Here is a 26,958-nt window from a genome sequence, read left to right as displayed (position 1 = left end):
CCTATGTATCGATGTAACAAAAGGATGTCCGCATTCACGGGCCCCTTGTCCAAATCGATTGCCCGGTTGGCGTTGATCGCAATGGTCAGCGGCACAGGCTGGGCAAAAACACCTTTTGAAACGGACCTTAAAACCGCAGCCAAATCTGTGAAGATTGCCAATGCTGAAAGACAAGTCAAAGGAAAGGTGACCGACGGCGACACACCAGAAGGAATCCCCGGCGTGAACGTAGTAATCAAAGGAAGCCAAATCGGTACCGTTACCGATGCGAGTGGTAACTATTCCGTCGAAATCCCGGAAGGCGGTGCCATTTTGGTATTTTCTTACGTAGGCTACCTAAGCCAGGAAATTGCCACAGGCACACGCGGCACAATCGATGTAGCATTAAAAGCCGACAGCAAATCATTGAATGAAGTGGTGGTTGTGGGTTATGGTACGCAAAAGAAAGTAAACCTGACCGGCGCTGTGGACCAGGTTGGACAGGAAGTTTTGCAAAATCGTCCGATTCCTAACCTCGCACAAGGCCTGGTGGGCGTAGTACCTAACCTGAACATTCGGATGTTCGACGGCAAGCCTACACAATCGCCGAAGTTCAACGTTCGCGGTACAACCTCGATCGGTCAGCAGGGAAGTGCCCTCGTCCTGATCGATGGAGTTGAAGGCGATCCGCGTATGCTAAACCCGCAGGATATTGAAAGTATTTCGGTATTAAAAGATGCTGCTTCCGCTTCAATTTATGGAGCACGTGCCGTTTTCGGTGTGGTACTCATCACGACAAAGCCAGCTCCGGAAGGAAAAATGAGGGTTTCATATTCGGCCAACTACTCAGTAAAAGCGCCTACCGAAGTACCTGATAATATCACAGATTCTTATCCATGGGCACAAGGTTTTAGCGACGCATGGTCACGTTGGAACGACAACGGAAGCACGCCGACTGCGATTAATAAAACCATCAGTTTCTCCCCTGCCTACCTGGCCGAGATAAAGAGAAGATACGAGGATCCGTCATTGCCAAAAGTGGAAGTAAATCCTACGACCGGTGAGTACCAATATTATTACAGCACCGACTGGTATAAAGAATTGTACAAAAAACGACTTAGCGCTCAGGATCACGCCCTTTCAATCGCAGGAGGTACCGATAAGGCTACTTATTTAATAAGCGGTCGTTTCAACAATCAGGATGGTTTGTTCCGTTACAACACGGATAAATACAGCATGTACAACTTCCGCGGTAAGGGTGGACTTCAAATAACCCCGTGGTTGCGCGTTGACAATAACACTGAGTATTCGCAAATGAAGTACCATCAGCCGATCAACGTTGGGGAAGGAAGTGGTATCTATCGAAATATCGCCGACGAAGGTCACCCGCTTGCTCCATTGCTAAACCCGGATGGATCACTTTCATTCTCTGCGGCTTACACAGTGGGAGACTACTACTATGGACGTAATGCGATAGACCAGACGCAGCGTTTTATGAAAAACCAGACGGCGTTGAAGGCGCAGTTCTTCGAAAAGGCCCTGACCATCAGAGCCAACATGACGTTCCAGAGTACAGACCTGGCTACTCAGCAAAATCGTGTTCAGGTTCCGTATAGCCGCACCAAGGGTATTATTGGTTACACTGGTACAAATACAAATGACATATCAGATGCAAGAAATACGATCAACTATCTGGCGACCAACTTTTACGCGGATTATGTAAAGTCGTTCAACAACACGCATAACTTCACTTTATTAGGCGGTTTTAACTATGAGCGGTCACTTACTACCAATCTGGCTGCTCAGCGGAACGGGATTGTTTATAGTGGCGCCGACGATATTAACCTCGCACTGGGACAAAGTATTACAACAACAGGTGGTTACAAAAAATGGGCCGTCGCAGGTGGTTTTTTCCGTTTGAACTATAACTTCCGCGAGCGTTACCTGCTTGAAGTGAACGGACGTTATGACGGTTCTTCAAAATTCCCAACCGATCAGCAATGGGCATTCTTCCCGTCCGTATCAGCCGGATGGCGCGTATCCGAGGAGCCATTCTGGAAAGTTGACCCGAAAGTGATCTCGAATTTGAAGGTTCGTGCTTCTTATGGCTCATTGGGTAACGGTAACATTGATCCTTACGCATTCAACGAGAAGTTCAACATTTTGCAGTCGGGCCGCGTGATCAATGGTATCCGTCCGCAAACGACCAGCCAGCCCGGTGTGGTGCCTGACGGTTTGAGCTGGGAAACTTCCACTACTGCCAACCTAGGTCTTGACTTTTATGCTCTGAACAGCCGTCTTCAATTTTCAGGAGATATTTATCAGCGCAAAACCACGGATATGTTCACGGTTGGACCAACTGTTCCAGCCATTTACGGCACGGCCGTTCCCTTTGGCAATTATGCTGACTTGAAAACCAACGGATGGGAACTTTCGATCAATTGGGATGACCAGTTCAATATGGCATCCAAGCCTTTCCACTACAATGTGCGTTTAACGTTGGCAGATTATAAAGCGACAATTACGAAATATAATAACCCTGACAAAAACCTGACTGACTATTATGAAGGCCAGCGTGTGGGTGAAATCTGGGGATACAAAGTTGCAGGTTTGTTCAGGTCGCAAGATGAGATCGCCAATTCTCCTTCGCAGAGCAACATACCGAATACGAACACGCGGAAAAACTTCCCTGGTGACATCAAATTCGAAAATCTTGATGGCGATAATATCATTTATCAAGGCTTGAACCGTGTTGGAAATTCAGGTGACAAAACCATTGTTGGTAACTCTGAACCTCGTTATACTTACGGTGTTAACCTGTCAGGTGATTGGAATGGCTTCTTCGTAGGTAGTTTCTTCCAGGGCGTAATTAAACAAAACTGGTACCCTTCGGCTGAAGCGCGTTTTTGGGGACAATATAACCGTCCTTATAACGCCTATCCGCGCTGGCAGCAGGATAATATGTATCGCGAGGAGCTTGGAAATTTCGATGCTTACCTCCCACGTCTTGTCGGTTATATAGCGCAAGGCACAGGCCGCACCTTGCAGGTGAACAACGACCGTTTCATGCAGAACGTTGGTTATATCCGATTGAAGAACCTGCAAGTTGGGTATACAATACCGGAACGCCTAACCTCGAAAATTCATGCACGCGACCTTAAAGTGTATATCTCTGGCGAAAACCTATGGACTTGGTCACCACTATACAAATGGACACGTGATACAGACGTAACAAGTATTTACGGATCTGACCGCGATCTTGGCACAGGCGGAAGCGGCGACGGATACAATTATCCAATGTTAAAATCTGTGTCAATCGGCTTGTCACTTAATTTTTAATGGAATTTATGAAGACTAAAAAAATAATCAGTTATACCTTGGCCGTTATGCTTCTTGCCACGGCCAGCTCATGCGACCTCACTGAGGTGCCGGTGGATACCGCTACCAACGAAGCTGTTTTTGGCTCAGAAAGTGGTTTGGAACTTTATGTTGGCTCGTTTTACAACCTATTGCCTGATACCGATGTGGGTGTATTCCAGATCGACGACAACTCTGACCTTGTTGCCCGTAATGGCGTGGACGACTATCTGGCCGTAAATGCGCTTAGCCCGATTACCAGCACCGGCTGGAACTGGGTGCAACTACGCAACATCAATTATTTTATTGAAAACGCAGAAAAAAGTACGATACCAACCAAGAATCATTATCTGGGTACTGCGCGCTTCTTCCGGGCTTTGTTTTATTTCGACAAAGTAAAAAGATTCGGCGATGTGCCCTGGATCGATAAGACAATCGACGTTAAAGACGAAGCAACATTGTATGGTACTCGTATGAGCCGTTACGAAGTGATGGAAAAAGTTCTTGCGGACCTCAACTACGCGATCGAAAATATTTCTTTGACATCCGACGCTTCGGTAACCCGGATTACAAAAAACGTTGCACGTGCTTACAAAACGCGTATTGCGCTATTTGAGGCGTCGTGGCGAAAATATCATACGGAGGATAATAAGCAGTCGACTGCTAACGTCTGGTATGAAGAGGTAATAAAAGAAGCAAATGCGATCACCGGATATACACTCCATACCAGCGTGCCTGATCGTGCTTATCGTGAAATGTTCATCACAAAGACGGCCTATACTGACGAAACGATTCTTTCAGTTGCCTTAAATGCGAGCTTGCAGGTTTACAGCTCGGCCAACCGCCGCTTTATCAGCCCGACTTATGGTAACCGCCCAAGCCTGACGCGCCGTTTCGTCAACACTTATCTGAATCTGGACGGAACGCCATTTACCAGCAAGGCTGGATATGAAACAACACCTTTTGTAGAGGAAGTAAAAAACCGTGATCTGCGTTTGAAACAAACCATCCGCACCGGCGACTATACGCGTACTGAAAATGGAACACCTGTTATTGCGCCACCGAATTTTAGTCAAACCTACACAGGTTATCAGCCAATTAAATGGAGTTACGACGAGCGTTTTCCTTTTGATGATGAAAGCCGCAACGACAACGCGCACATCGTAATGCGATGGGGAGAAGTCCTTCTGAATAAAGCAGAAGCATTGGCTGAGCTAGACAGAATGACGGCTACCGAATGGACCAACACAATCGGCGCGCTTCGCAAGAGAGCTGGCATCACAGGTGCTACTTTGACTACCGTCCCAACGACTGCTGATCCTTATATGGTATCTTTCTTCGCTAATAAGTTCAGCAATCCTGTTTTGCTCGAAGTGCTTAGGGAACGCGGTACAGAAATGATTTTTGAAGGCCTACGTCCGGATGACCTGAGAAGATGGAAGCTGGGAAATCTATTCCAAAATGCACCTCTGAATGGTATGTATGTACCAGGATTAGGAGAATACGACCTCAACGCTGATGGTAAAAATGATGTATATTTTTACCAGGGAACAAAACCAACTTCTTCAACCGCAGGAATTGCGTTTGTTGATGTTTCGCCTTCAACAGCTGTTGGGCGTATCCAGTTATCAAAAGGAACATCAGGTGAATTGATATGGAATCCAGGCCAACGCGAATGGGCAGATAAAAAATATCTCTACCCAATTCCCGAAGCAGATCGTACCCGAAACCCCGCATTAGGGCAGAATCCAGGTTGGTAGTAATTTTTTCGAATTTGAAGAATTTGATAAGCGAGGCTATCGGAAACGGCAGCCTCGTTTTTTTGCTAAAATATATTTGACAGTTGTTTTATCTGATTAAGCGCATGCTGATTTCCCACATGTTAAGGAATTGTAAAGATTTCATTTCTATTATTCAATAGCCTATACCCAAGTTTACCTTTATGATGTTGATTAAAAAGTTGTAATTGCATAATGAAAAAAATCAAGATCGCGTTTTTTGCTGAAATTCTTATTGAAGATTTCGACGGGGCTTCACGTACTATGTTCCAACTGATCAGGCGAATTCCCTCAGATGAATTCGAATTTCAGTTCTTTTGCGGAAAAGGGCCAGCGCAAATCAATGGTTTCAAATGCGTTGTTATTCCCAGTGTCACCCTGCCATTCAATAAGAATTATACAATGGCGTTACCCTATCTGACCGAAACAAGCCTTAACGAAGAGCTTAAAGCATTCGGTCCGGATGTAATTCATATTGCCACACCTTCACCGCTTGGCCATTTTGCGCTGGACTATGCGAAGGATCGAAACATATCTGTACTGACTATTTACCACACTCATTTCATTGCCTATCTGGATTATTATTTAAGCAAGGTTCCTTTCCTGATCGGACTTGCCAAAAACAAAGTGGCCGCTTCACAAAACAGTTTTTATAACCGGTGTGAGATTGTCTATGTTCCGTCGAAGACGATGGCATCGGAGCTTACGCAACAAGGTATCGAGCAAGACAGAATCAAACTTTGGAAACGAGGGATTGATACCTCGTTATTTTGCCCGACAAAAAAAGAGTCCGGTTTTGCGCAGTCCATTACCGGCAACAATTTGCCGACTATTCTTTTTGCCAGCCGTCTGGTATGGGAAAAGAATCTTGAAACACTTATCCGCATCTATAACCATTGCCAGGTCAATAAATTGCAATATAATTTTATCGTTGCCGGCGACGGCACAGCAAAAGAAGCTTGTCAGCGCCGGATGAAAAATGCATTTTTTACAGGAAGTTTACCGCACGATCAGCTGGCAAACCTGTATGCTTCGAGCGACATTTTTGTTTTCACATCCATTTCTGAGACTTATGGAAACGTTGTTTTGGAAGCAATGGCATCCGGATTGCCTTGCGTTATAGCAGACGGAGGCGGCTCTGCAGATTTGGTCATTCAGGGCGAAAACGGGTTCAAATGTGATCCTGAAAATGAGACTGAATATGTTCAGAAAATTCAGATTCTTCTGGAAAATTCCGGGCTAAAGGATCACATGTCACAAATGGGAAGAAATTTCAGTCTGGGACTTGACTGGAATAATCTGGCTTCTATTTATTTCGATGACCTGCAAAATCTTGCCGGAGTTCTTCACTCATAACAGACTTTGATCAGGATTACGAATGAAAATTTTCAAAGTTATCATGTTGGTTGTTGTTTTGCTGTGCCTTGCATTTTTCGTGCAGGCCACAGATTGGCAACTGGCGGCCCGCTCGCTTCACAACTTCGGTTATCGATTTTTGTATCTTATACTTATCTCCGGCTTTGCTTATTTACTGGCAACCATTGGATGGAAATTTTGCCTAGGCGAGGATGGTAAAAAAGTGAAGCTTACCGACCTTTTTATAATCCGGCATCTGGGTGAAATGTTAAGTATCATTAACCCAGCCAGCGTCATCGGCGGAGAAGCCTTTAAAGTTTATCTTCTTCAACAAAAAGGTCTTGAAAACGCAAAGATCATTGCTTCTGTTTTGGTGAGCAGAGTGTTAATGGCTGTTACACAGCTACTTCTGTTTTTTGTTACACTTTTCATCGTTGGCATTCCCGGAAATAAATTCTTCATTAACCCTTCCACGTTACAGCGTCCAGACTGGAAAGTGATGCTTTTGCTGATATCATTTTCGATGATTCTGTTATACTTCATTTTTTCAAAACGACCGAAACAAAAACTAAGACAAAACAAAACACTTGCCTTTCTCGATAAAAAATTAAATATCAGGCACATCATCTCCGAGTTTAAGTTATTCTTTCAGAAAGACAAAAAAGCCGTATTTTTCTCCGCATTGTTTTTTACACTTCACTGGATAGCAGGATCCATGGAGATATATTTTATTCTGAAAGTTCTGGGAGTGAACACCAGCATAACGTCTGTCCTGTTCGTTGATATGGGTATCATTATTTTTAAATCAGCAGGTGCGTTTGTCCCTGGGCAAATTGGTGTGGAAGAGTTTGGCAACAAGGTTATGCTAGATCTGATTGGCGTTTCCGATATGGATATCTGGTTTACACTTTCTGTTTTAAGGCGATGCCGCCAACTATTCTGGATTCTATTTGGACTGGCGATCTACCTGTTGTATTACAAAAAAATAAAAGCTATACCCGGCACCACTTAATGGAGATTTTATTTGTCAGTCATAAATATCCGCCGGCTGTCGGTGGGATGGAAAAACAAAGTCTGGAGCTGATCACCGGAATGGGTAAAATAGCCAAAGTCCATGCACTTGTTTATGAGGGAAAAGGCAGCCGTCTTGGTTTCTTTATATCCCTCGAGAAACGTATCATGAGAATTTTGGAAAGTTTCCCTTCCATTTCGATCATCCATTTTAATGATGCGTTAATTGCAACGGTTTCCCTCCGGCATAAGCGTTATAACCATATCAAAAGGGTGGTTACTGTGCACGGACTGGACATTGTTTTCCCAAGCACAAGATATCAGAAACTAATCCTTCCAAAATTTAATCGTTTCGATCTGATCATCGCCGTAAGCGACGCAACTGCAAAGGCTTGCGTAGACCGTGGAATAGATAAAAAAAAGGTGGTCACGATCTGCAACGGAGTAGATCATAAACTTGCCATAACGGGCAGTCAGGATTTGTTTCTGAGTTATTTTCGAGAAAAATATGGACTCAACCTCATTGGCAAAACGATACTGCTGGCCATTGGAAGACCTGTCAAACGAAAAGGGTTTTCCTGGTTTTTGGAAAACGTTATGCCAGGAGTTCATGGAAATTTTATCGTCTTATTTGTCGGACCATTCGACTTCAAGAGGCCATGGAAAGATATACTTTGGGAATTTTGCCCGGAGAATATCAAAAACAAATTACAGCTGATGTTCGGATATCCTTCTGACGAAAACAACCTGAGACATCAGTTGCACAAACATGAGCTTAAAAACAAAGTTCTACATCTTGGAAAACTCCCGCAGGCTGATTTAGAAATGATCCTGCATCATTCTGACGGATTTATAATGCCGAATATACCAGTTGAAGGCGATATGGAAGGTTTCGGGCTGGTTTGTCTGGAGGCTTCTCTGGCCGGGAATTGGGTGTTTGCTTCTAATATTGAAGGGATAACCAGCGCAGTACATAATGAAAAAAACGGCACCTTGCTTCCTACGCTTGATTCCCAGGCATGGACGCAGGCATTGAATGACTTTATTGAAAACCCGGACATATTCAACTCGGTTCAGGCTCCTGACTACACAGCCCAAAACTTCGGTTGGGATAAAATGGTCCGGCAGTATTACGAACATTTCTGTGCATTGCAAGAAAAAGAATAATCATTAATAAATTCATTCAGCAGTAACACTGAGTTAATATTCAGATGATAACTTGCCGTAAACGCTTCTGATGGATATATTTCTAATGGTACTGGGAGGGCTCGGGCTTTTCCTTTTTGCGGTCAACAATCTTTCGGATACTTTGAAGGAAATTATTGGTAACAAGACCAATAAATGGCTGAATTTGTTTACCCAAAATATTTTCTCAGCCGTCCTGACAGGAACTGTCGCAACTGTTATCCTGGATTCTTCCTCGGCCGTAATCATCATGACCATTGTGCTTGTCAATACAGGCGCGCTAACTTTCCGACAATCTCTGGGAGTGGTTATGGGTGCCAATATCGGTACGACCTTTTCGAGCCAGCTAATTGCGCTGGATATTGGCCAGTACTCTCCTATCCCCATCTTCCTGGGCCTGGTTTTTAGCTTCTTTGCAAAAAGTGAAAAAGTTTCGAGCACGGGGCGTGTCATTCTTTATTTTGGGATTCTGTTTTTTGGCTTGTATACGATGGAACGAGCAGTTGAACCACTGAGAGACCATGAAAAATTTGTTGACTGGATGGCAAAACTGGACAGCCCGATACGCGGAACATTTATTGGCGCGCTGGTAACGCTGGTTATTCAGTCTTCTTCGGCTACTGTGGGTATGGTCATTACCCTGGCAAAAAAAGAATTGATCAATCTTCCTGGCGCTATTGCCGTGATGCTCGGTGCCGAGCTCGGAACCTGTTCCGACACGCTGCTGGCAACAATCCGTTCAGATCGGCAGGCTGTAAAAACCGGCTTATTTCATTTGATGTTTAATATAATCTGCATTGCAGCTGGGCTTGCAATATTCCCGCTATTCAACCAGTTTATCGAATGGATTTCGGGCGGGGCCGGAATTCAGCAGAAAATTGCAAATGCGCACATGATCTTCAATATTGCCGGTGTCCTGCTCTTTCTTCCACTTATACCGCTGTTCGAGAAATTGCTGAATCGTTTCCTGCCGGAGAAAAAATCGGTGTAAATTTAATATGCATGGATGAAATAAACGAAAGATTCCACCAGCTGGTTCTTAACATTCACAAATCTGACTTTCAAAGCACAGATGCGCTGATTGATGCGTTTTACCGGGAATATCCTGAGGCGGCGAAAGATATTGAACTAATACGAAAGATAACACTGCATCAAGCAGTTAGCTATTGGAAAAATGGGGAGCTGCAACGATCGCTGGATTTGTACATGACTCTCTGGAACCAATATTCAACCGACCACCGCAATTATGCATCAGTGAGCCTTTGTATAATTCAGATTCTGGCGGACCTGGAGCGCTTTGAAGTTGCCAGCAAGTTTGTTGAAGATGCATTTTTATCCCAGCCAGACCAAATTTTAAAAACTTTTCATCCCACAGTATTGGTGCATGTCTTACCACTTTACCTGCCCACCAGCGCTGATTATTTTGAAAAAATAAAAGCGTCCATAATACATATCGAAGGCGGGATAAATATTCCAATATCAATCGACCGCGATAATCCGGTAAAAGGTTTACAACAAATTGCCTTCAAGATGCGCGAGGAAGGAATAACATTAACAAAAATCCATGCGTACGCTGACACAGAAGATAAAGACATCACAATTAAAAAGCTCGCAATATTTATTCAGTCTGCTACGACAAAACTTTATATTGAACAAGCTCAAAACTTAATAAGCCATTTGAAAAAGAAGAAGATATAGTTCGATTTAATGTTTATTGAAGCGATGTTTGAAATAGTGCCTTTCTTGTTTAATCATAATTGCACGGCTTTCATTTAGTAACATATGTTATCGTCTGCGCACGCCCTTGTGGGTAGTTTTGTGCCTTACTTTAATTGTTATAAAATGAAAGCAGTAGTAATATATAAAAACGAAAAACAGCCTCGTTGCGCGGATTTCCAGGAACCGAAAGTTCAGGCTGACGACCAATTACTAGTTTCAGTGAAAGCGGTCGCCGTAACCCAATATGAAAAAGCACGCGCTACCGGTGCACACTATTCGAGTGATATCAGTGCTACCGAAGCGACCGTTGTTGGTGGCGACGGGGTATTTGTTCTGGATGACGGAACGCGGGTATACGCAACCAGTGTAAGCGGGTCAATGGCGGAAAAAGCGATCATCGATAAAAAACGTATGGTTAAAATACCTGATAATGTTGATGATGTGACCGCAGCAGCGCTTCCAAACGCAGTCATTGGTGCTGCCATGGGTTTACGCTTCAAGGCAGATATACAAAAAGGAGATGTAGTTCTCATCAATGGCGCAACGGGTTTTACGGGCCGCGTAGCAGTTCAGCTGGCTAAATATTATGGAGCGAAAACGGTGATAGTGACTGGTCGGAGTGCCCAGTCTTTACAAGATTTGTTATCCCTGGGTGCGGACAAAATTATCTCACTTTTACAAACTGAGGAAGAACTTTCTGAGCAGCTCAAAGCCATCCATTCCGAAACGCCCTTTAACGTAATCGTTGATTACTTATGGGGGCGTTCGGCTGAAATCATTTTGGACAGTTTGAAAGGGAAAGGCGCTTTTACAACTAAAACGAAATACGTATCCGTTGGCAGTTTGGCGGGAGATTCGATCCAATTGTCAGCTATGATACTTAGAAGTGTCGACCTCCAATTATCCGGCTCTGGCCTCGGCTCGTGGTCCAAGCCACAGGTTCACCTGCTGATGACAGAGATACTTCCGGAAATGTTTGCCATGGCGGCAGAAGGAAAACTAAAAGTCGAAACCGTCGCTATCGGCATTGAAAGTATTGAACAACACTGGGACACGGCAATTCCCGATGGTAAGCGTTTGGTTGTCGTCATATGAATCAGTCTGGCCTGCTATATACCTCATTATTTAGCAGGCCAGACCAATTTTGAATTAAGGAAGTCACTTCGATAAATCCTGGTCAATTTTAGCGATTACCGTCACATCCTCTCCTTTGTTTATTGGAGGTGTGGTGATTATCAATAACAACAAACCATCCGCTTCTGCGTATATAGTTTGCAGAATGTTACCAAAATAATCAGTTATGTGTCCCAGTTTCATTCCCTTAGTAACCTGATCTCCTGCTTTTTTGGCTGGATAAAATATTCCATCAAATTTTGAGGAGGTGTAAATTCTGTTGGAAATTAAGCTTGGCTTGACCGTTTGAGTTTTTGGCTGAGATAGTGGAAGGAACTTTAAATAATCCAGCAAATTTAATACGCTCGTTTCCACCTTATCTACCGCCGCCTGCTCTACAATCCCCAGTCGTCCACATTCGATATCGACGGATGGAATTCCTCTCTTAAAAGCCTCGGCGGTACAGTATAGACTTGATTCAGCCTTTTTCATATAGGCTTTACCGTCGGTATTAAAAACCACCACATGATCAAATCCCAGTGCATAAGCCATTTCTTTTCCCTTAGCAGAAATCTCAGGCAAGCTGCTGTTACTATAATAGGCGCCATAACGCATCAGATCCTCCGGCGCGTCTCCTGAATGCATATCCAGGAAATAATTGGACTTAGAAATAATCTGCTCTGTTATAAAGTTGGCGACCTTGTCCGTATTTGATCCATTTTTACTACCTGGAAAAGATCTGTTCAAATTCTTTTTATCAACAGGACTCACGTAAGGCGACCTTCCCAAAAAGCTATCCAACCCGGCAAGCTGAACAAGGATGACAACGCCCATTAATTTCTGAGGGTTGATTGAACGAATCAATTTTTGTGCACCCATAATCGGCGCATATTCATATCCGTGAACTCCCGCGGTGATTCCCAAAGTTTCTCCATTCCTAACACCGTTAAAAACAGAAACAGGAATAAATGTTGAATCTTTTCCAGTTACGATCGGTACCAGAAAATGTTTTTTAGTACCCGCCTTGACTTCTTCGTTTTGAAAAAAATATGAAGACTGCGCTATTGCAAAGCCCGACATAAACATCGCACAAAAAAATAGTATAATTTTATTCTTCATTTTTTAGTATAAATTTTTTAAAAGCCTGTTAATAAAATTCTAAGGATAACAGTAAGATTAATGATTTTTATTGCAACAATGTTGCAAATATAGAGACTTTATTGACTTAATCAATGTCAGTTCATGGCACCAAACCAATTCTTTTTCTTCGCTTTAAAATAAAACACCTAAGCACTAAAATTGTAGCAAAACGTTAACATGCATTCTTATTATCGTTTATTAAAACTTTGTTTACTTTGTGTAGGCGTTAGTGCTCGTGGTTTGGTTATGGAATTTGCAATACTCAAATAATATTAGCGATGATACTATTTTTTTTGGCTGGCACATGTTACCAGAGGGCGATCAAATGTTTTGTCGAAGTATTAAAAACCAATCCTTTGTCAATTGTTGACCACCCTTCTACATATTTTTTGTCGCGACTAATATTCGGAGAAGCCGTTGCTGACAAAAGAAAAATATTGATAGATGGTATGGCTTGGTTCGTCTGCGGTTCCTTTTTTATTTTCTTACTTTACCTACGAAAAAAGTCGGGAGAACTTTAAGGCGGAAATTGTTACATTGAATTCTGTGTTTGAAAAAACCTACAATTATCATCTTCAGTCAAGAAAATAGTTATCCATAATATATAAGAATATTGTATATATAAGATTTATTTGTCAATATTAGAGGTTAGTATTGATCCAAACAAAATCCTGTATGTTACATTTCGACTTGCTTAGGAATCACATGAAGACGTCTGTAAGTCATCTGGTAAAAGATAGACTGTCTACTGTTTTTAACCTTGTAGGGTTATCTACCGCCATGACCTGTGTTTTTCTTATTTCTCTTTGGGTTGCTGATGAGCTTAGTATTGATAAATTTCATGAAAATGATAAACATCTCTACCAGGTAATGATTCATCAAAAAAGCAGCAATGGAGTTGTTACCAGCAATGGAACAGGTGAAAGAATTGGTGACATTCTTCGTAAAGAATTCCCTGAAATAGCATTGGCCGTGACATCCACACCTGTTTCCTGGTTTCAAAATTTCAGTCTTTCCACGGATACCAAAACTATTGGTGCCAAAGGAAATTTTATAAGCAGCGACTATTTTAAAGCATTTTCCTTCCCATTATCAATCGGTAATAAAAACGAAGTGCTCAAAGGCAAAAAGACAATCGCTATCTCGGAAGAACTTGCCCGGAAACTGTTTGATTCTCCCGAGCAGGCCATGGGTAAAGTCCTGGAATGGAAATGGCAATCGTTTTCAGAAAAATGTTTGGTATCCGGCGTTTTTGAAAACTTCCCCACCAGTTCTTCCCAAAAATTTGATTTTATTTTATCTATGGACGCCTGGAATCAGATAGTGCCCAGAAGTGACCAACTATCCAGCAGCGGACCTTTTAACAACTTCATTGTTTTAAAAGAAGCCTCGGATGCCGAAATAGTAAATAAGAAAATCGCAGCTTTTTCTAAAATCAGCTTTGACGACTCGACATCCAGTTTATTTATCCGAAAATATTCAGACAGCTATTTACACGACAAATATGAAAATGGTACCCAAACAGGTGGCAGGATCTTGTATGTCCGATTATTTTCTATTATTGGGATAATTATCCTGACAATAGCGTGCATAAATTTCATGAACCTGTCTACCGCAAAAGCATCGAGACGGGCAAAAGAAGTAGGCGTTAAAAAAGCATTAGGAGCGAGCAGGTCAATACTGATTGTTCAATTTTTGAGCGAATCTTTAATGCTGAGTTTCGCTGCCTTACTGCTCGCTATTTTCTTGACCTGGCTTCTTCTTCCACAATTCAATTTTATTACTAACAAGAATTTATCGCTACAATTTAACATCAGATCAATTTCATATATCACTGCTATTTCAACCGTTACCGGATTAATCGCAGGAAGTTATCCAGCATTTTACCTTTCCCGTTTCAGCCCCTCAGTTACGCTTAAAGGGTCCTTGGTCAATTCTTTCGGTGAATTATTGATAAGAAAAGGTTTAGTAGTTTTCCAATTCTCAATTACGATTTCCCTTGTTGTTTCCGTATTGGTCGTTTACCGTCAAATCCGCTATTTACAGGAAAAAGATCTGGGTTATAACAAGGACAATATCATCTATTTTGAAATGGATGGTCTGTTGGCGTTGCAACCTGAACCGTTCATTGCACAACTAAAAGCAATACCGGGGGTAGTTAATGCTTCCAGCAGCCAGCAGAAAATCATTCTCCCGGACGTCACGCAAGGTCTGGGTACGGGCGTACGTTGGGAAGGGAAAAACGACAACGATGAAATCCGGTTTTTTAAAATGCCCGTCAACTATGATCTTCTTGAAACAATTGGAATAAAAATAAAGGAAGGTCGGAGCTTTTCAAAAAGTTTTGGCACAGAAGAATCTAAAATTATTCTCAATGAAACTGCTGTTAAAGCCATGGGTATCCGTGATCCTGTTGGCAAAACCATCAAAATCGGTGGCAATACACACCAAATCATTGGCATCACAAACGATTTTCATTTTAACTCGATGCACGAGCCGATTAAACCATTTATATTCTATTTTTCACCCGCAGAGACAACGATTGTAATGGCTAAGATTGAGGCTGGAAAAGAAAAACAAGCCATCAGCCAAATACGTGCTTTATATAAAAAATTCAATCCTGGCTATCTCTTTAATCACCAATTTCTTGACCACGACTACCAGGTGCAGTATACTTCCGAAAAGCTTACCAGTGAGCTGGCGGGATATCTGACAATCCTGACCATGATTATTTCTTGCCTCGGGCTTTTAGGCTTGACAGCATTTACAACAGAGCGCAGAAAGAAGGAAATCGGTATCAGGAAAGTACTCGGAGCTAACCTCAGTAGTGTAATTATTTTGCTCACAAAAGATTTAATGATACTCATTTCCATTGCGATTGGCATTGGTTTCCCACTAGCATATTGGTTCATCGATTGGTGGTTACAAAACTTTGCATATCATGTGCCAGTCAGCTTGGATGTCTTTATCATTGCCGGATTACTTCTGATAATAATTACTTTGACGACGGTTGGTTATCATTCGTTGAAAGCGGCTTTTGAAAATACAACGTCCTCACTTAAAGTTAATTAAGCAGATAAAGAGCTTTGAATTGTCTTCCGCTCAATAACCCTCCCGGAGAATGTATCGCTCTATCAATAAAGCGTTCTTCCGGCTAGTATAATCTTATGGTTTAATCCTTTGAAAGATACCCCTAAACCCAGATATCCTTGTTAGACGTGAAAATAAAATTGTTAAGCCTTTTTTTAATGTTTTCATCAAGCTTATTTGGTCAAACATTTTCAGGAATAATTGTGGATAGCCAAAACGGAACGCCTCTCCCATATGCAAATATTGGCGTTAAAGGAAAAAGTATTGGAGGAATAGCTGACTCAAAAGGGCATTTCCATATCAATATCTCGAATGCAGTTTTAACAGATACGATCGTCGTAAGTTATCTTGGATATGCCAACAAAACATTCGTAAAGAGCAGCTTATCAGAATCCAAATACGACATTAAGCTGATTTCAAATCCCCTCTTGCTTCACGAAGTGGTGACGCGTGGGAAAAGAGAAATAATTGTTATCGGTAACAAAAATCCGAGTTCCCGGTACACAGGTTGGGGTGATTATGTCAGTTCCAGAGGTCGTTTACGGGGCGTGGCAATTGAAACAAAAGAGACCCCACTGCAACTATCCAAATTTAAAATGCATCTTGACGCATGCGAATTTGACAGCGTGCGTTTTAGGCTCCACTTTTTGCCGATCGGGGAGAATTATTCAGGTAATTTGAAGGAAGAAATAATTAAAGAAAATGTTTTTTTTAATGTTGTTAACGACCAAAAATGGGTGACAGTAGATCTATCTCGTTATAATCTTGTGATTGATCAAAATATTATTGTCGCCGTTGAGTGGGTCGATGCCTGGGTAAAAAACGAAATAAGAAATGAAAGTTATCTTCTAACAATTTCAACATCAAGGGAAGCAGGTTTTTTGTATACAAGAAAAACACCGGAAGAACCATTTTCAGTAACAAAATCGAACGCAACACCAACGATGTTTTTTGAAACGTATAAACCACCTCATAATACTAACAGTGCTCAATAGCTATTGTCCGACGGCCCGTAGCATGTCAAAATTGGCAATAAAGATATAATAAAGGAAATGGCTCTCAGGCGCTGATCACCGCTTTCTCTCACAGATCCTTGCGTACTTAGCTGCTGGTAATTGAGCCGTTTTTGATCTGTGACGTCTTTTCATGTTTGCCTTGCGGCAGGGATTTTTATTCTTGTTTCAAATGAAAAACGGCACGATAAAAGCTTTTAATTTGCCGCACTTTTTCGCATTTGCGATAACATTTTCAAATCTGGTCAGGATTTTGCTTTTGATAGCTTTAACCGTGAATGACCTCTTTCCAATGCAATTTTGATTTCTTCGATCCGTACTGGTTTCGATAAATAATGGTCCATTCCTGCCTGTATGCAAGCTTCCCGGTCTTCCTGCATGGCATTTGCTGTCATAGCAATAATAAAAGGCTGTTCCATATCCGTGTTTCTGATTTTTCTGGTTGCCTCCAATCCATCCAGTATAGGCATTTGCACATCCATAAAAACCACGTCGAACTGTTGGCTGCTCACTTGCTCGTAAGCCTGCTGACCGTCGCGGGTAACGATTGGTTGGTAGCCCAATTTTTTGAGAATATTTACGAAAAGTTTTTCGTTAACCACATTGTCTTCTGCCAATAAGATATGTAAGGGATAATGCTGACCAAACTCAGGTGAAAGACTGGAAGAAACGCTCTGTGTTAGAACAGGTAGTGTCACACCGTTAGATTTCAAAACCATCTGCACCGTTTTAGCAAGGAGACTGTGCTTCACTGGTTTGGTTAAGACCGCTGAGAAAAGGACTTTTTCGTTTCTTGCTGAGTCATCTCCGACAGAGCTTAACAGAATAATTGGCAATTCCGGATGTCCATTCCTGATTTTCGTTGCTAGCTCGATCCCATCCATATCAGGCATCTGTTGGTCTGTTATGACCAGGTCAAAAGATGTCCCACTTCCTAAATGCAAAAGTGCCTGCTGCGCCGAAGAAGCCAGTGTCGCGTCTAACTTCCATTGCTGCATTTGGAGTTGTAAAATTCGCAGGTTCGTCTTGTTGTCGTCAACAATCAGGACAGATTTGCCCTCATTAATTTGGGAACTCAGAAAAACGTACTGCCTGGTGGACTGTGTTGCAACCTGGACAAGGATCGTAAAATAAAAACAAGAGCCCTTTTGCGGAACACTCTCCACCCGTATACCACCGCCCATCAAACCAACAAGGCGCTGAGAAATAATCAGCCCAAGGCCGGTCCCTCCATATTTTCGGGTATGCGAAGAATCTACCTGTGAAAAAGCCACAAAAAGCTTATCAAGCTTGTCTTCGGGTATGCCAATGCCCGTGTCACGGACGGTAAATTCCAATTCCACCTGTTTGTCATCCAGCTGTTTGAGAAGTTTAACACCGATCAGTATCTCCCCCTCCGTAGTGAATTTGATGGCATTGCCGACCAAATTGATCAACACCTGCCGTATTCTGTGACTATCGGCGTTAATCTGCGCCGGAACACCAGCTTCTACTTCATACACCAAATCCAAGCCAACCTCCGCGGCTTTGGATGCAAACAAATCCAGTACGCTTTCTATACACTCGCGAAGGTCAAAATCAATCGATTCCAGTTCAATGTTTCCAGACTCAATTTTTGAAAAATCAAGAATGTCGTTAATTACTGTCAACAAGCTTTCGCCACTTTTGACGATCGTATTTGTATATTCTGCCTGTTCCGATGTTTGTGCAGTATGCGAAAGCAGCATAGCCATACCCATTACGCCGTTCATTGGCGTTCGGATTTCATGGCTCATTGTCGCTAAAAAAATGCTCTTAGCCTGGTTTGCCTTTTCAGCATCCTGACGCGCCAGATGCTCCTGATGATACTGGGTTTGTAGCTCACTGTTCAATTGGCGCAAACGATCAGACTGAGCAAGAATTTCCTGTTTTTGCCTGCTGATTTCTTTTGTCCTTTCTTCAACCTGATTAATCAGTACAGCTTTTTGCTCTTTAAGGATACGCATGCGAAGCAGGTATAAACCAAGCATCAATCCGGCAAATAAAGCTGCCATCGCAAGTTTAAACCAAAGCGTTTGCCAGAAAGCCGCTTCGACATGGACACGTACCTGCGTCCCCTGATTGTTCCACAGGCCATCATTGTTAGCCGCCTTCACACAAAATATATAGTTCCCCGGATCCAGATTGGTGTAAGTGGCCTTCCTGGATGTACCACTAAATGTCCAGTCCTTGTCAAAACCTTTTAACTGATAAGCATATTGGTTTTTCTCTGGCATTGTGAAGTTTAATGCAGAAAATTCAAAAGAAAATACAGACTGCTCGTAAGTGAGATTAATCTGCCTGGTCTCACTGGCACTGGTGACGAGCGGGGAATCTTCACCTATTGCAACCGGCTTATTAAATACTGAAAAACTAGTGATGTAAACAGGAGGTACCTGCGTATTGTCGGTCAACTTATCCGGAAAAAAAGCTGTAAATCCCCTTACCCCGCCAAAAAACATTTCGCCATCCTGACTTTGAAAAAAAGAGTTGCTTTTGAATTCATTGCCCTGTAAGCCGTCGGCAAGACCATAATTCTTAAAACTTTTATTCTTCGGATCAAAATCACTGATCCCGTTATTTGTACTTAGCCATAGGTGACCTTTTTTATCTTCCATGATCCCGTATATCACATTGCTTGCCAGTCCCTGTTTTTCTGTAAAGACGGTAAACTTGTTTTTTATAGGGTCAAAATGGTTAAGCCCGCCGCCCAGGGTCCCTACCCAAAGGTTGCCATCGCGGGATTGCTGAATGGTCTGAATTTTATCGCTGGATAAGGAATTTAAATCGCTTGTTTTGGCCTGGTACCGCGTAAACCGTTTTGACTGCCGGTCAAAAAGATTCAGCCCTTCATAGGTGCCAACCCATAACTTGCCGCTTTGGTCTTCAAAAACTTTGGTGACAATATTCCCGCTGATGCTTCTGCTGTCTTCCGGATCATGCTGATAGTGAGTAATCCTACCCGTCTGGGTATCGTAAAATTCAAGCCCTCCCTTCCAGGTCCCAAGCCAAATGCCACCGCTTCGATCTTTAAAAATATTATTAATATCCGACGTGATCAGGCTGCCAGGATCTCCGGCAACTGGCATATGATGCTCAAAAACGCCGGTAACTGTATTAAACAGGTCAAACCCGCCCATATGGTAAGCCAGTCCAAGAACGCTCTCCGAGACTTTAACAATGGATATAACATAATCGTTACTTGGCGTATTCTTATTGGCCGGATCATGCCGGTAAGCCTTAAATTGCTTGGTTTTTCTGTCAAAGGAATTCAGCCCTCCCCCATCGGTGCCTATCCAGATTTTATCGGGATCGTTATCGCCGCAAATCGACAGAACCAGATTATTGCTCAGCGCATTATTATAAGAATTGGTTTTCCGGAATGTCGAAAATTTCTTTCTAAAATGAGATAAAAAATTTACCCCGCCTGAAAATGTGCCTACCCATACATTTTGCAGCCGGTCCCTGTAAATGCAATACACGGAATTATCACTCAGGGCGGTATTATCACCTTCAATATGCGTTATTCTGTCAAAGTTATCAGTTAATGGATTGTAAATACTGATGCCGCCATTTTCTGTGCCGACCCATAACTTGCCGTCCTGGTTCTGCATCAGGGAAAGAATATCATTATGGGATATGCTTTGGCTATCTGACGGGTTATATTGATAGGTTTTGAAAGAATTGGAACCCGCTTTCATTACCGAAAGTCCGCCGCCACGTGTGCCGACCCAGATGTTATGGTCTGTATCTTTGTATAATACTTTTATCCAGCTTGATTTGAGCGCGCCACTATCGTTTCCTGAAAAATAAGCCCTGTATTTTAATGATTTGGGATCAAACTTGTAGAGACCAATATCCGAACCAATCCACAATTGCCCATCGTCGTCTTCAGCAATGCCTGATATGTTCAGTGGTTTTTTATAGTTTCCGTTCGCACCGTTACTACGCAAAAATGACCTTGCGCTACCTTTGTTAGCATCAAATAGAACAAGGCCATTATCAGTTCCCAGCCACAACCTGCCGCTGCGATCCTGAAATATTTTGTTAACTGCGCGCCTTCCCAGTATACTTTTGAAATTTTTAAATTTTTCTCCTCCCCGGTCAAATAAGTTCAGCCCGCCAGAAGTTGCCACCCACAACTGGCCGCCACGATCTTCAAGAATATGATTGATATAGCTATCGTCGATGCTGCTGGTATCACTCGGCTCATGCTTGTAATGTTTGAAAGTGTATCCGTCATAGCGATTTAGCCCGTCATCAGTACCGAACCACATGAAGCCTTTTTTATCCATTAAAATGGATCCCACATGGCTTTGTGACAATCCGCGGCTTGTAGTCAACTGCCGAAATCCCAGGCCTTGCCCTACCGACAACACTGGCCAGAGCAGTAGTAAAAACGGAAGAAGAAAATTATAGAGAACTTTCAAATTATTTCGAGATTTCGATACCTGTCCAAACAAATCATGTTTTAACATGTCGATGTAATATTACATATTTTCGATCACCTTACGAATAAATATTACAAATATACTTTGGAATATTCAAATGGAAACAGGTTTTTTCTCAACACCTTCGCTGTCGTGTTCAAAGGCTTTAAGTATTCACCGCGACAGAATAAACGTTGAATCAATTTGCAAAGAGTATTTGAAAGTGGACAGAATTCGGAAGATCGGAATTTGATTAAATGTTACAGAACAAACAGCATTGGCCCTACTCCTTGATTACAAACCAGCCAAATCGTTCTAAGTATTTAAATGGCAATACTGTTTTCGGCTACAATTAAACCGGATTTGACTACAACCGTTCCATGGCATTTTAAGGAGCTTTGTATAAATAAAAAACATAAGATATGAAAAGGATATTGGTTATTGGTGCGTCGGGTTTTGTAGGTGGTTATTTAGTTCGTCAATTATTGGCAGATGGATATTTGGTACGTTGCCTCGTTCGCAACCCTGATAAAGTAAAAGAACTCGCTGACAGCGGCTGTGAGATTGTTAAAGGTGATATCACCGATTTTTCATCCATTCAGGGAGCGCTTGAATCCATGGACGCCGTTTACATTTCCATACATACGCTGGCACCGCAACACGCCGGCACTGCCGATCAGGGTTTTATGGACATTGAAATGAATGGTATTCAAAATATTGTTAAGGCTTGTCAAATGCAAAACGTTCGTCGCGTGATCTACGTTACATCATTGGGAATTTCGGAAGATTCCAAAGATGCATGGACGCAGGGGCGGTCGAAAATACAACAATATCTTTTGAACACTAGTCTCGATGTTACGGTGATACAACCAGGGATGATCGTCGGTATCGGTGGATTGGGATTTAATATGGTGCTCGCAAATGCGCAGAAAAATACAGCGTTTGTAGTTGGCAACGGGCGCAACAAGCTTCGCTGCATCGCAATCGATGATCTGGTGTATATTCTTATCGGCGTATTAAATAAACAGGACGCATACCGTAAGTGCTACGAGGTGGGCAGTGACGACGTCCTGACTAGTGATCAATTCATTGACGCTGCCGCTGATGTAATTGGTCATCGTCATCCCCGGAAGATTCACATTCCGTTGGCAGCTTTACGTTTCGCAGCACCGCTGATCGAACGCCTTTCCAAAGCACCGAAAGGTTCCATAAAAGGTGCATTGGATGGCCTGGGAGAAGATTTGATTGGAGATCCTGCTGCAATAAGAAAACTGCTGCCGCGCCAGCCGATTTCCTACAATCAGGCTGTGGAGCAGGCATTCATGGTATATCGGAAAAAATAGCATATTTGTATAATGGAAAAGAATCAACCACACCAGATTGAAACCATCAGCGAGTTTCACAAATTGCTGGGCCTGCCAAGCCCTGAACATCCATTAATCAGTGTCATCGAAATTGGACCGTTCGAAGAAATTCCGGCAGGATTTGCGGGAAGTGTTTTGTATGGTTTTTATAATATATCACTGAAAAAAAACTTTAAATCGCCGGTAAAAGTTAAATATGGGCAGCAGGTATACGATTTTGATGAAGGCGTGCTCAGCTTTATGTCGCCAGGCCAGATTACAGGGTTTGCTCCTCAAAAGTATAGCTCTCCCGATCAATCAGGCTGGATGCTGCTGATCCATCCCGATTTTATGTGGAATACTGCTTTGACCAACAAGATCAAACAATATCCGTTTTTTGATTATTCTGTCAATGAAGCCTTGTTTCTGTCGGACAAAGAAGAAGCTACACTGATGCAAATCATCGGAAACATCAGCCAGGAGTATCATAATAATCTTGATAAGTTTACTCACGATATCATTATTACACAGCTCGAATCTTTGCTCAACTATTCTGAACGTTTCTACGAACGCCAATTCCTGACACGGCGTATCACAAATCATCAGATACTTGACCGCCTCAATCAGGAACTGGTCAGCTATTTTGATGATGTGGATATTACGGAAAAAGGTTTACCGTCCGTCAGCTACCTTGCCGGGCAGCTGCACGTATCCTCTGATTATCTCAGCGGGTTACTTAAAACCCTTACCGGCCTTACAACCCAACAGCATATACATGAAAAGCTGATTGAAAAAGCCAAACAACAGCTTTCAACAACCAATTTGTCTGTGAGTGAAATCGCATACAAATTAGGCTTTGAACATCCCCAATCATTTAGCAAATTGTTCAAGTCGAAAACCAACCAATCGCCATTGGCATTCAGGGAAGCGTTTAACTAGAATGATGGCTATTTCTCTCGTATAGCGGTCATGGATCAACCTCGTCTCAGCTTATGTGTACTTTTCAAAAGTAACATCATTTCGTTGCATTTGTCAGACTATCACCAATCTGGCTGGCAATATTGACCAGTTTATTTTGAGTCATTCCGTCAGACTCGTTAGCCAATACCACGATACCTAATTTACTTTCAGGATAAATTACAACGTAACTGCTAAAACCAAAGGTGCCACCCGTGTGCCAGATTTTCCGGTTGCCTGTATCCGTGTTGCCTAATTGCCAGTTCAAGCCCACGAAGTTCTTAGGACCTTCAACTGTTTTTTGATGACTTAACATCACTGCGCTATTGGTTTCATTGAGTTGAAATCTGATATATTTTATCATGTCCTCGGCAGTTGAGGTCAGGCCGCCTGCCCCCTGACTATCCTTCATCGTGACGTAGGGCATCGTGTTCCCCTTGGCATCGTATCCTTTTGCCATTGGCTTTGTTTGAGAAATGACGAAGTTCGTTTGATTCATCCCGAGCGGTTGCGTAATATATTGCTTAACAAGGAGTTCAAGCGGCTTTTGATACACGTGTTCCAGAATGAATCCTAACAACTGAGCAGCTACGTTCGAGTGCCGAATATTCTTTCCGGGAGCAGACTTCAATTGAACAGACTTCAAGTCACGATAAAAGTCTTGTTGCGTGTAATTTTTATGCAAATCTAATAGCACGTAAGGAATTGAATCCGAGGCGATTCCCTGAAACACTTCCGGTTTATCGGGTAGCCAGTTGGGTAGTTCAGAGGTCAGGTTTGCCAAATGGACCAGCTTGACTGCTTCACCCTGATAGGCTAAATTTAAATAATCCCCCGGAAGATAATTGCGAATATCGTCATCCAACTTTACTTTGCCCTCTGTAACTGCAAAAGCCAATAAGGTGCTGACAAAGGTCTTAGTTATTGAACCGATCTCATATACCGTGGCAGCTGTGGCTGGTTGGTCTTTACCTTTTTCAGTTGTTCCAAAATTGTAATAATTGGCCTTATCAAGATGATATACGGCAATAGAAAGTCCAATAGCCTCAGGCGATTTGATATACTCCTCCCCTAGTCTGCTTATGAGCGCATCCGAAGTTTGAGCGTTTACCTGGCAAAAAAACAAAGTAAGAGATAAAAGGAGAAGATGTATTTTACGCATGTTTGATAAGGATAATGTTTTGAATTATTGAAGATATTTATATTACCAAGTACCTTGCATAACCATTTACATGAGTGGTAAGATCAGGATGTTTAATGGTTAGCCAGACAATATTTATTTACGTCTTTGGAATTCACCCAAAAACAGCTCAATTTTAAGGTTTTTCGAAACTGTGTTGGTTAAACTTATATATTTATCAAACCGATAAGTTTTTATATGCACTTTATATACCTTATTTCTAACCCCAAAATAATTTAACCTTTCAATTCATGAATAAAAGAGAGTTCCTAAAAAATGCAGCCGCCTTATCTTCCCTTGCCATGATACCTGCTGAATCATGGGCATTTTCTGCCGACAAACGTCTGAGAACTGCGCATATCGGTTTAGGTGGAATGGGCCAGGCGGATCTGGCGTCCATATCTACTCATAGCAACGTGGATGTGGTTGCACTTTGTGATGTTGATGCCAATGTTTTGGCGGAGGTAAAAACCAAATTTCCGAATGCAAAAACGTACAAGGATTACCGCGTGATGCTTAAAGAAATGAGCAAGGATATCGATGCTGTGATTGTGTCTACGCCGGATCACACCCACGCGCCGGCATCGATCATGGCCATGGAAATGAATAAACCTGTTTATTGCCAAAAGCCGCTGACGCATTACGTAAAAGAAGCAAGGGCGATGGATAAAATGGCCAAAGACAAAAAACTGGTAACCCAGATGGGTATTCAGGTGCATTCTTTTTATGACTACAAACTGGCCACTTTGCTGATCCAATCCGGAATTGTCGGGAAAGTACATACTGTAAGAGCCTGGTCGCCCAAAAACTGGGGTTACAATGGCCCCGTTCCGGAAACCAGCGATCCAGTACCAGCCAACCTGGACTGGAATTTGTGGCAAGGTACTTCCGCAGAAAGACCTTATAAAGACGGTTTCTACCATCCTGGCAACTGGCGCAAGCTTGTTGATTATGGCTGTGCTACGTTGGGTGATATGGGTGTGCATATTTTTGACACACCGTATAACGCTTTGCAACTGGATGTGCCAAGAACGATCACCAACAATTGCAGAAAACCGAACGGATTTGGATACCCTGAAAAAAACATGGTTACATATGAATTTCCGGGCACAAAATATACTGCGGATACCCTGAAATGGGTCTGGTATGATGGCGTGGGCGCAGACAAGCAACGCGAAGATCTGATGCTTCCGGACGGTGCTGATCTGCACGACCAGGGAGCGATGTTCATTGGAGAAAAAGGGAGATTGTATCTGCCGCATTTCCAGGTAATGCCGAAACTGATCGTTGACGGTGCCTATAAGGAAATCGATATCACGCCATTCAAATTGAGCGAACCTGTCCGTGAGTATAGCTCGGAGGTACACAAACATTACCATGAATTTGTGGATGCTTGTTTGGGCAAAGCGACATGCAGCGCGCCTTTCTCTTACGCTTCCCGCCTTACGGAAACTATTTTGCTGGGCGTAATCGCCGGCCGTTTCCCAAATAAAACATTACACTGGGATGCTAAAAAGGCGCAGTTTGCAGAGGAAGATGCTAACCAATATTTGGGTGGGGTTTATCGGAAGTTCTAGGCTGTTGGAATAAATAAGGATTTTGAGTTGCTATTTTTCATTTTTGGTTTCCAATTCTGGTTTTTAAGTTTTGAAAATCTCCTGCGGGCTTTGGCTTGTGGGGGATTTTTTTGGTTTGGGGGTGTGGTTTAAATCAGGCAGTCAAACCGAAAATAAAAGATGTGAATTTAAGGTAATGTTTAATTTATCTGCGAAGGCGAAAATACCGATCTATCCTATTTTAAACAAATCAGACTCTGATCAGCAACAATTAAATTGGACGGCGAAGGAATTTTATACTACATCTTTGATGAACAAAGACAACATCCGAATCCTCACGCTCCGTGTTCTATAAAACGATCTAAAAAATCTGCCGACTGACTTTTTGAGAGACAGCATAAAGAAGAACCGAGTTGCATCAGCAGTTTGTAAAAAATAACTTTAAGCAAATTCCATGCTACAAAACATTTTCAAAGCCTGTATTCACATAAATGCTGTCAGATAATATCAATACTTAACGCAGACGTATTCAAAAAGTTCGCCATATCTTTCGTAAATGCAACGTTGGCAGTAGTGATTAAAAAACACACCCGACAGACAAAATGAAGGAAACGAAAAAGACATATTTTGAAAGTTTGAAAAGAGCAAAATATTTCATTGAGAATAATCTTGAGATAGTTCTCTTGAAGGACTTCAACTAACACCACCAAGAATTCAAAGAAGTAGTTACTAT

At 42.3% G+C, this 26,958-nt stretch carries 16 protein-coding genes; 13 read left to right on the top strand and 3 right to left on the bottom strand.

Annotation, left to right across the window (positions count from 1 at the left end; genetic code table 11):
• Positions 1–24: 24 nt before the first annotated feature.
• The 8 genes from L0657_RS08465 to L0657_RS08430 all read left to right on the top strand — a co-directional run bounded on the left by L0657_RS08465 (position 25) and on the right by L0657_RS08430 (position 11,480).
• Complete coding sequence (locus L0657_RS08465) at positions 25–3,318, top strand: TonB-dependent receptor (RefSeq protein ID WP_235150150.1); 3,294 nt, start codon at positions 25–27, stop codon at positions 3,316–3,318.
• An 8-nt stretch (positions 3,319–3,326) separates the two neighbouring features.
• Positions 3,327–5,096 carry a RagB/SusD family nutrient uptake outer membrane protein gene (locus L0657_RS08460; RefSeq protein ID WP_235150149.1) on the top strand — a complete coding sequence of 590 codons (1,770 nt, stop codon included), beginning with the start codon at positions 3,327–3,329 and terminating at the stop codon, positions 5,094–5,096.
• A gap of 213 nt (positions 5,097–5,309) precedes the next feature.
• Positions 5,310–6,470, top strand: coding sequence for a glycosyltransferase family 1 protein (locus L0657_RS08455; protein WP_235150148.1), 1,161 nt, complete (start codon positions 5,310–5,312; stop codon positions 6,468–6,470).
• A 22-nt stretch (positions 6,471–6,492) separates the two neighbouring features.
• Positions 6,493–7,482: a lysylphosphatidylglycerol synthase transmembrane domain-containing protein gene (locus L0657_RS08450; RefSeq protein WP_235150147.1), complete on the top strand. Its 990-nt coding sequence runs from the start codon at positions 6,493–6,495 to the stop codon at positions 7,480–7,482.
• Positions 7,482–8,648 carry a glycosyltransferase family 4 protein gene (locus tag L0657_RS08445; protein WP_235150146.1) on the top strand — a complete coding sequence of 389 codons (1,167 nt, stop codon included), beginning with the start codon at positions 7,482–7,484 and terminating at the stop codon, positions 8,646–8,648. Before L0657_RS08450 ends, L0657_RS08445 begins: the two co-directional genes overlap by 1 nt.
• Positions 8,649–8,718: 70 nt before the next feature.
• Positions 8,719–9,657: a Na/Pi cotransporter family protein gene (locus L0657_RS08440; RefSeq protein WP_235150145.1), complete on the top strand. Its 939-nt coding sequence runs from the start codon at positions 8,719–8,721 to the stop codon at positions 9,655–9,657.
• 11 nt (positions 9,658–9,668) lie between these two features.
• On the top strand, positions 9,669–10,364 hold the full coding sequence (locus L0657_RS08435; RefSeq protein WP_235150144.1) for a hypothetical protein: 696 nt from the start codon (positions 9,669–9,671) through the stop codon (positions 10,362–10,364).
• Positions 10,365–10,508: 144 nt separating this feature from the next.
• The gene (locus tag L0657_RS08430; protein ID WP_235150143.1) at positions 10,509–11,480 is read left to right on the top strand and encodes a zinc-binding alcohol dehydrogenase family protein; all 972 of its coding nucleotides are present in this window, start codon (positions 10,509–10,511) and stop codon (positions 11,478–11,480) included.
• 63 nt (positions 11,481–11,543) lie between these two features.
• Here the strand turns inward: L0657_RS08430 and L0657_RS08425 are convergent, their stop codons facing one another.
• A complete protein-coding gene (locus tag L0657_RS08425) occupies positions 11,544–12,617 on the bottom strand; it encodes a M14 family metallopeptidase (protein ID WP_235150142.1) in 1,074 nt (357 codons plus the stop codon).
• Positions 12,618–13,313: 696 nt separating this feature from the next.
• Here L0657_RS08425 and L0657_RS08420 point away from each other — a divergent pair.
• Together L0657_RS08420 and L0657_RS08415 are read left to right on the top strand one after the other, a co-directional pair.
• Complete coding sequence (locus L0657_RS08420) at positions 13,314–15,710, top strand: ABC transporter permease (RefSeq protein ID WP_235150141.1); 2,397 nt, start codon at positions 13,314–13,316, stop codon at positions 15,708–15,710.
• Between the two features lie 176 nt (positions 15,711–15,886).
• Positions 15,887–16,723 (top strand): carboxypeptidase-like regulatory domain-containing protein, encoded by an 837-nt coding sequence (locus L0657_RS08415; protein ID WP_235150140.1) that lies wholly within the window; start codon positions 15,887–15,889, stop codon positions 16,721–16,723.
• 263 nt (positions 16,724–16,986) lie between these two features.
• Here L0657_RS08415 and L0657_RS08410 read toward each other — a convergent pair whose 3' ends face one another.
• The gene (locus L0657_RS08410) at positions 16,987–21,189 is read right to left on the bottom strand and encodes a two-component regulator propeller domain-containing protein (protein WP_235150139.1); all 4,203 of its coding nucleotides are present in this window, start codon (positions 21,187–21,189) and stop codon (positions 16,987–16,989) included.
• A 422-nt stretch (positions 21,190–21,611) separates the two neighbouring features.
• Here L0657_RS08410 and L0657_RS08405 point away from each other — a divergent pair, with 422 nt between their 5' ends.
• Entirely contained in the window at positions 21,612–22,532 is a 921-nt protein-coding gene (locus L0657_RS08405) for an SDR family oxidoreductase (protein ID WP_235150138.1), read from the top strand.
• Between the two features lie 12 nt (positions 22,533–22,544).
• Positions 22,545–23,471, top strand: a complete 927-nt coding sequence (locus L0657_RS08400; RefSeq protein ID WP_235150137.1) for an AraC family transcriptional regulator — start codon at positions 22,545–22,547, stop codon at positions 23,469–23,471.
• A 76-nt stretch (positions 23,472–23,547) separates the two neighbouring features.
• Here L0657_RS08400 and L0657_RS08395 read toward each other — a convergent pair whose 3' ends face one another.
• A complete protein-coding gene (locus tag L0657_RS08395) occupies positions 23,548–24,651 on the bottom strand; it encodes a serine hydrolase (RefSeq protein WP_235150136.1) in 1,104 nt (367 codons plus the stop codon).
• Positions 24,652–24,920: 269 nt separating this feature from the next.
• Here L0657_RS08395 and L0657_RS08390 point away from each other — a divergent pair, with 269 nt between their 5' ends.
• Positions 24,921–26,246 carry a Gfo/Idh/MocA family protein gene (locus L0657_RS08390; RefSeq protein ID WP_235150135.1) on the top strand — a complete coding sequence of 442 codons (1,326 nt, stop codon included), beginning with the start codon at positions 24,921–24,923 and terminating at the stop codon, positions 26,244–26,246.
• The last annotated feature ends 712 nt before the right edge of the window (positions 26,247–26,958 follow it).

The organism is Dyadobacter sp. CY345 (genome assembly GCF_021502725.1).
Lineage (GTDB): Bacteria > Bacteroidota > Bacteroidia > Cytophagales > Spirosomataceae > Dyadobacter.
This window is presented reverse-complemented; position numbering and strand designations above follow the sequence as displayed.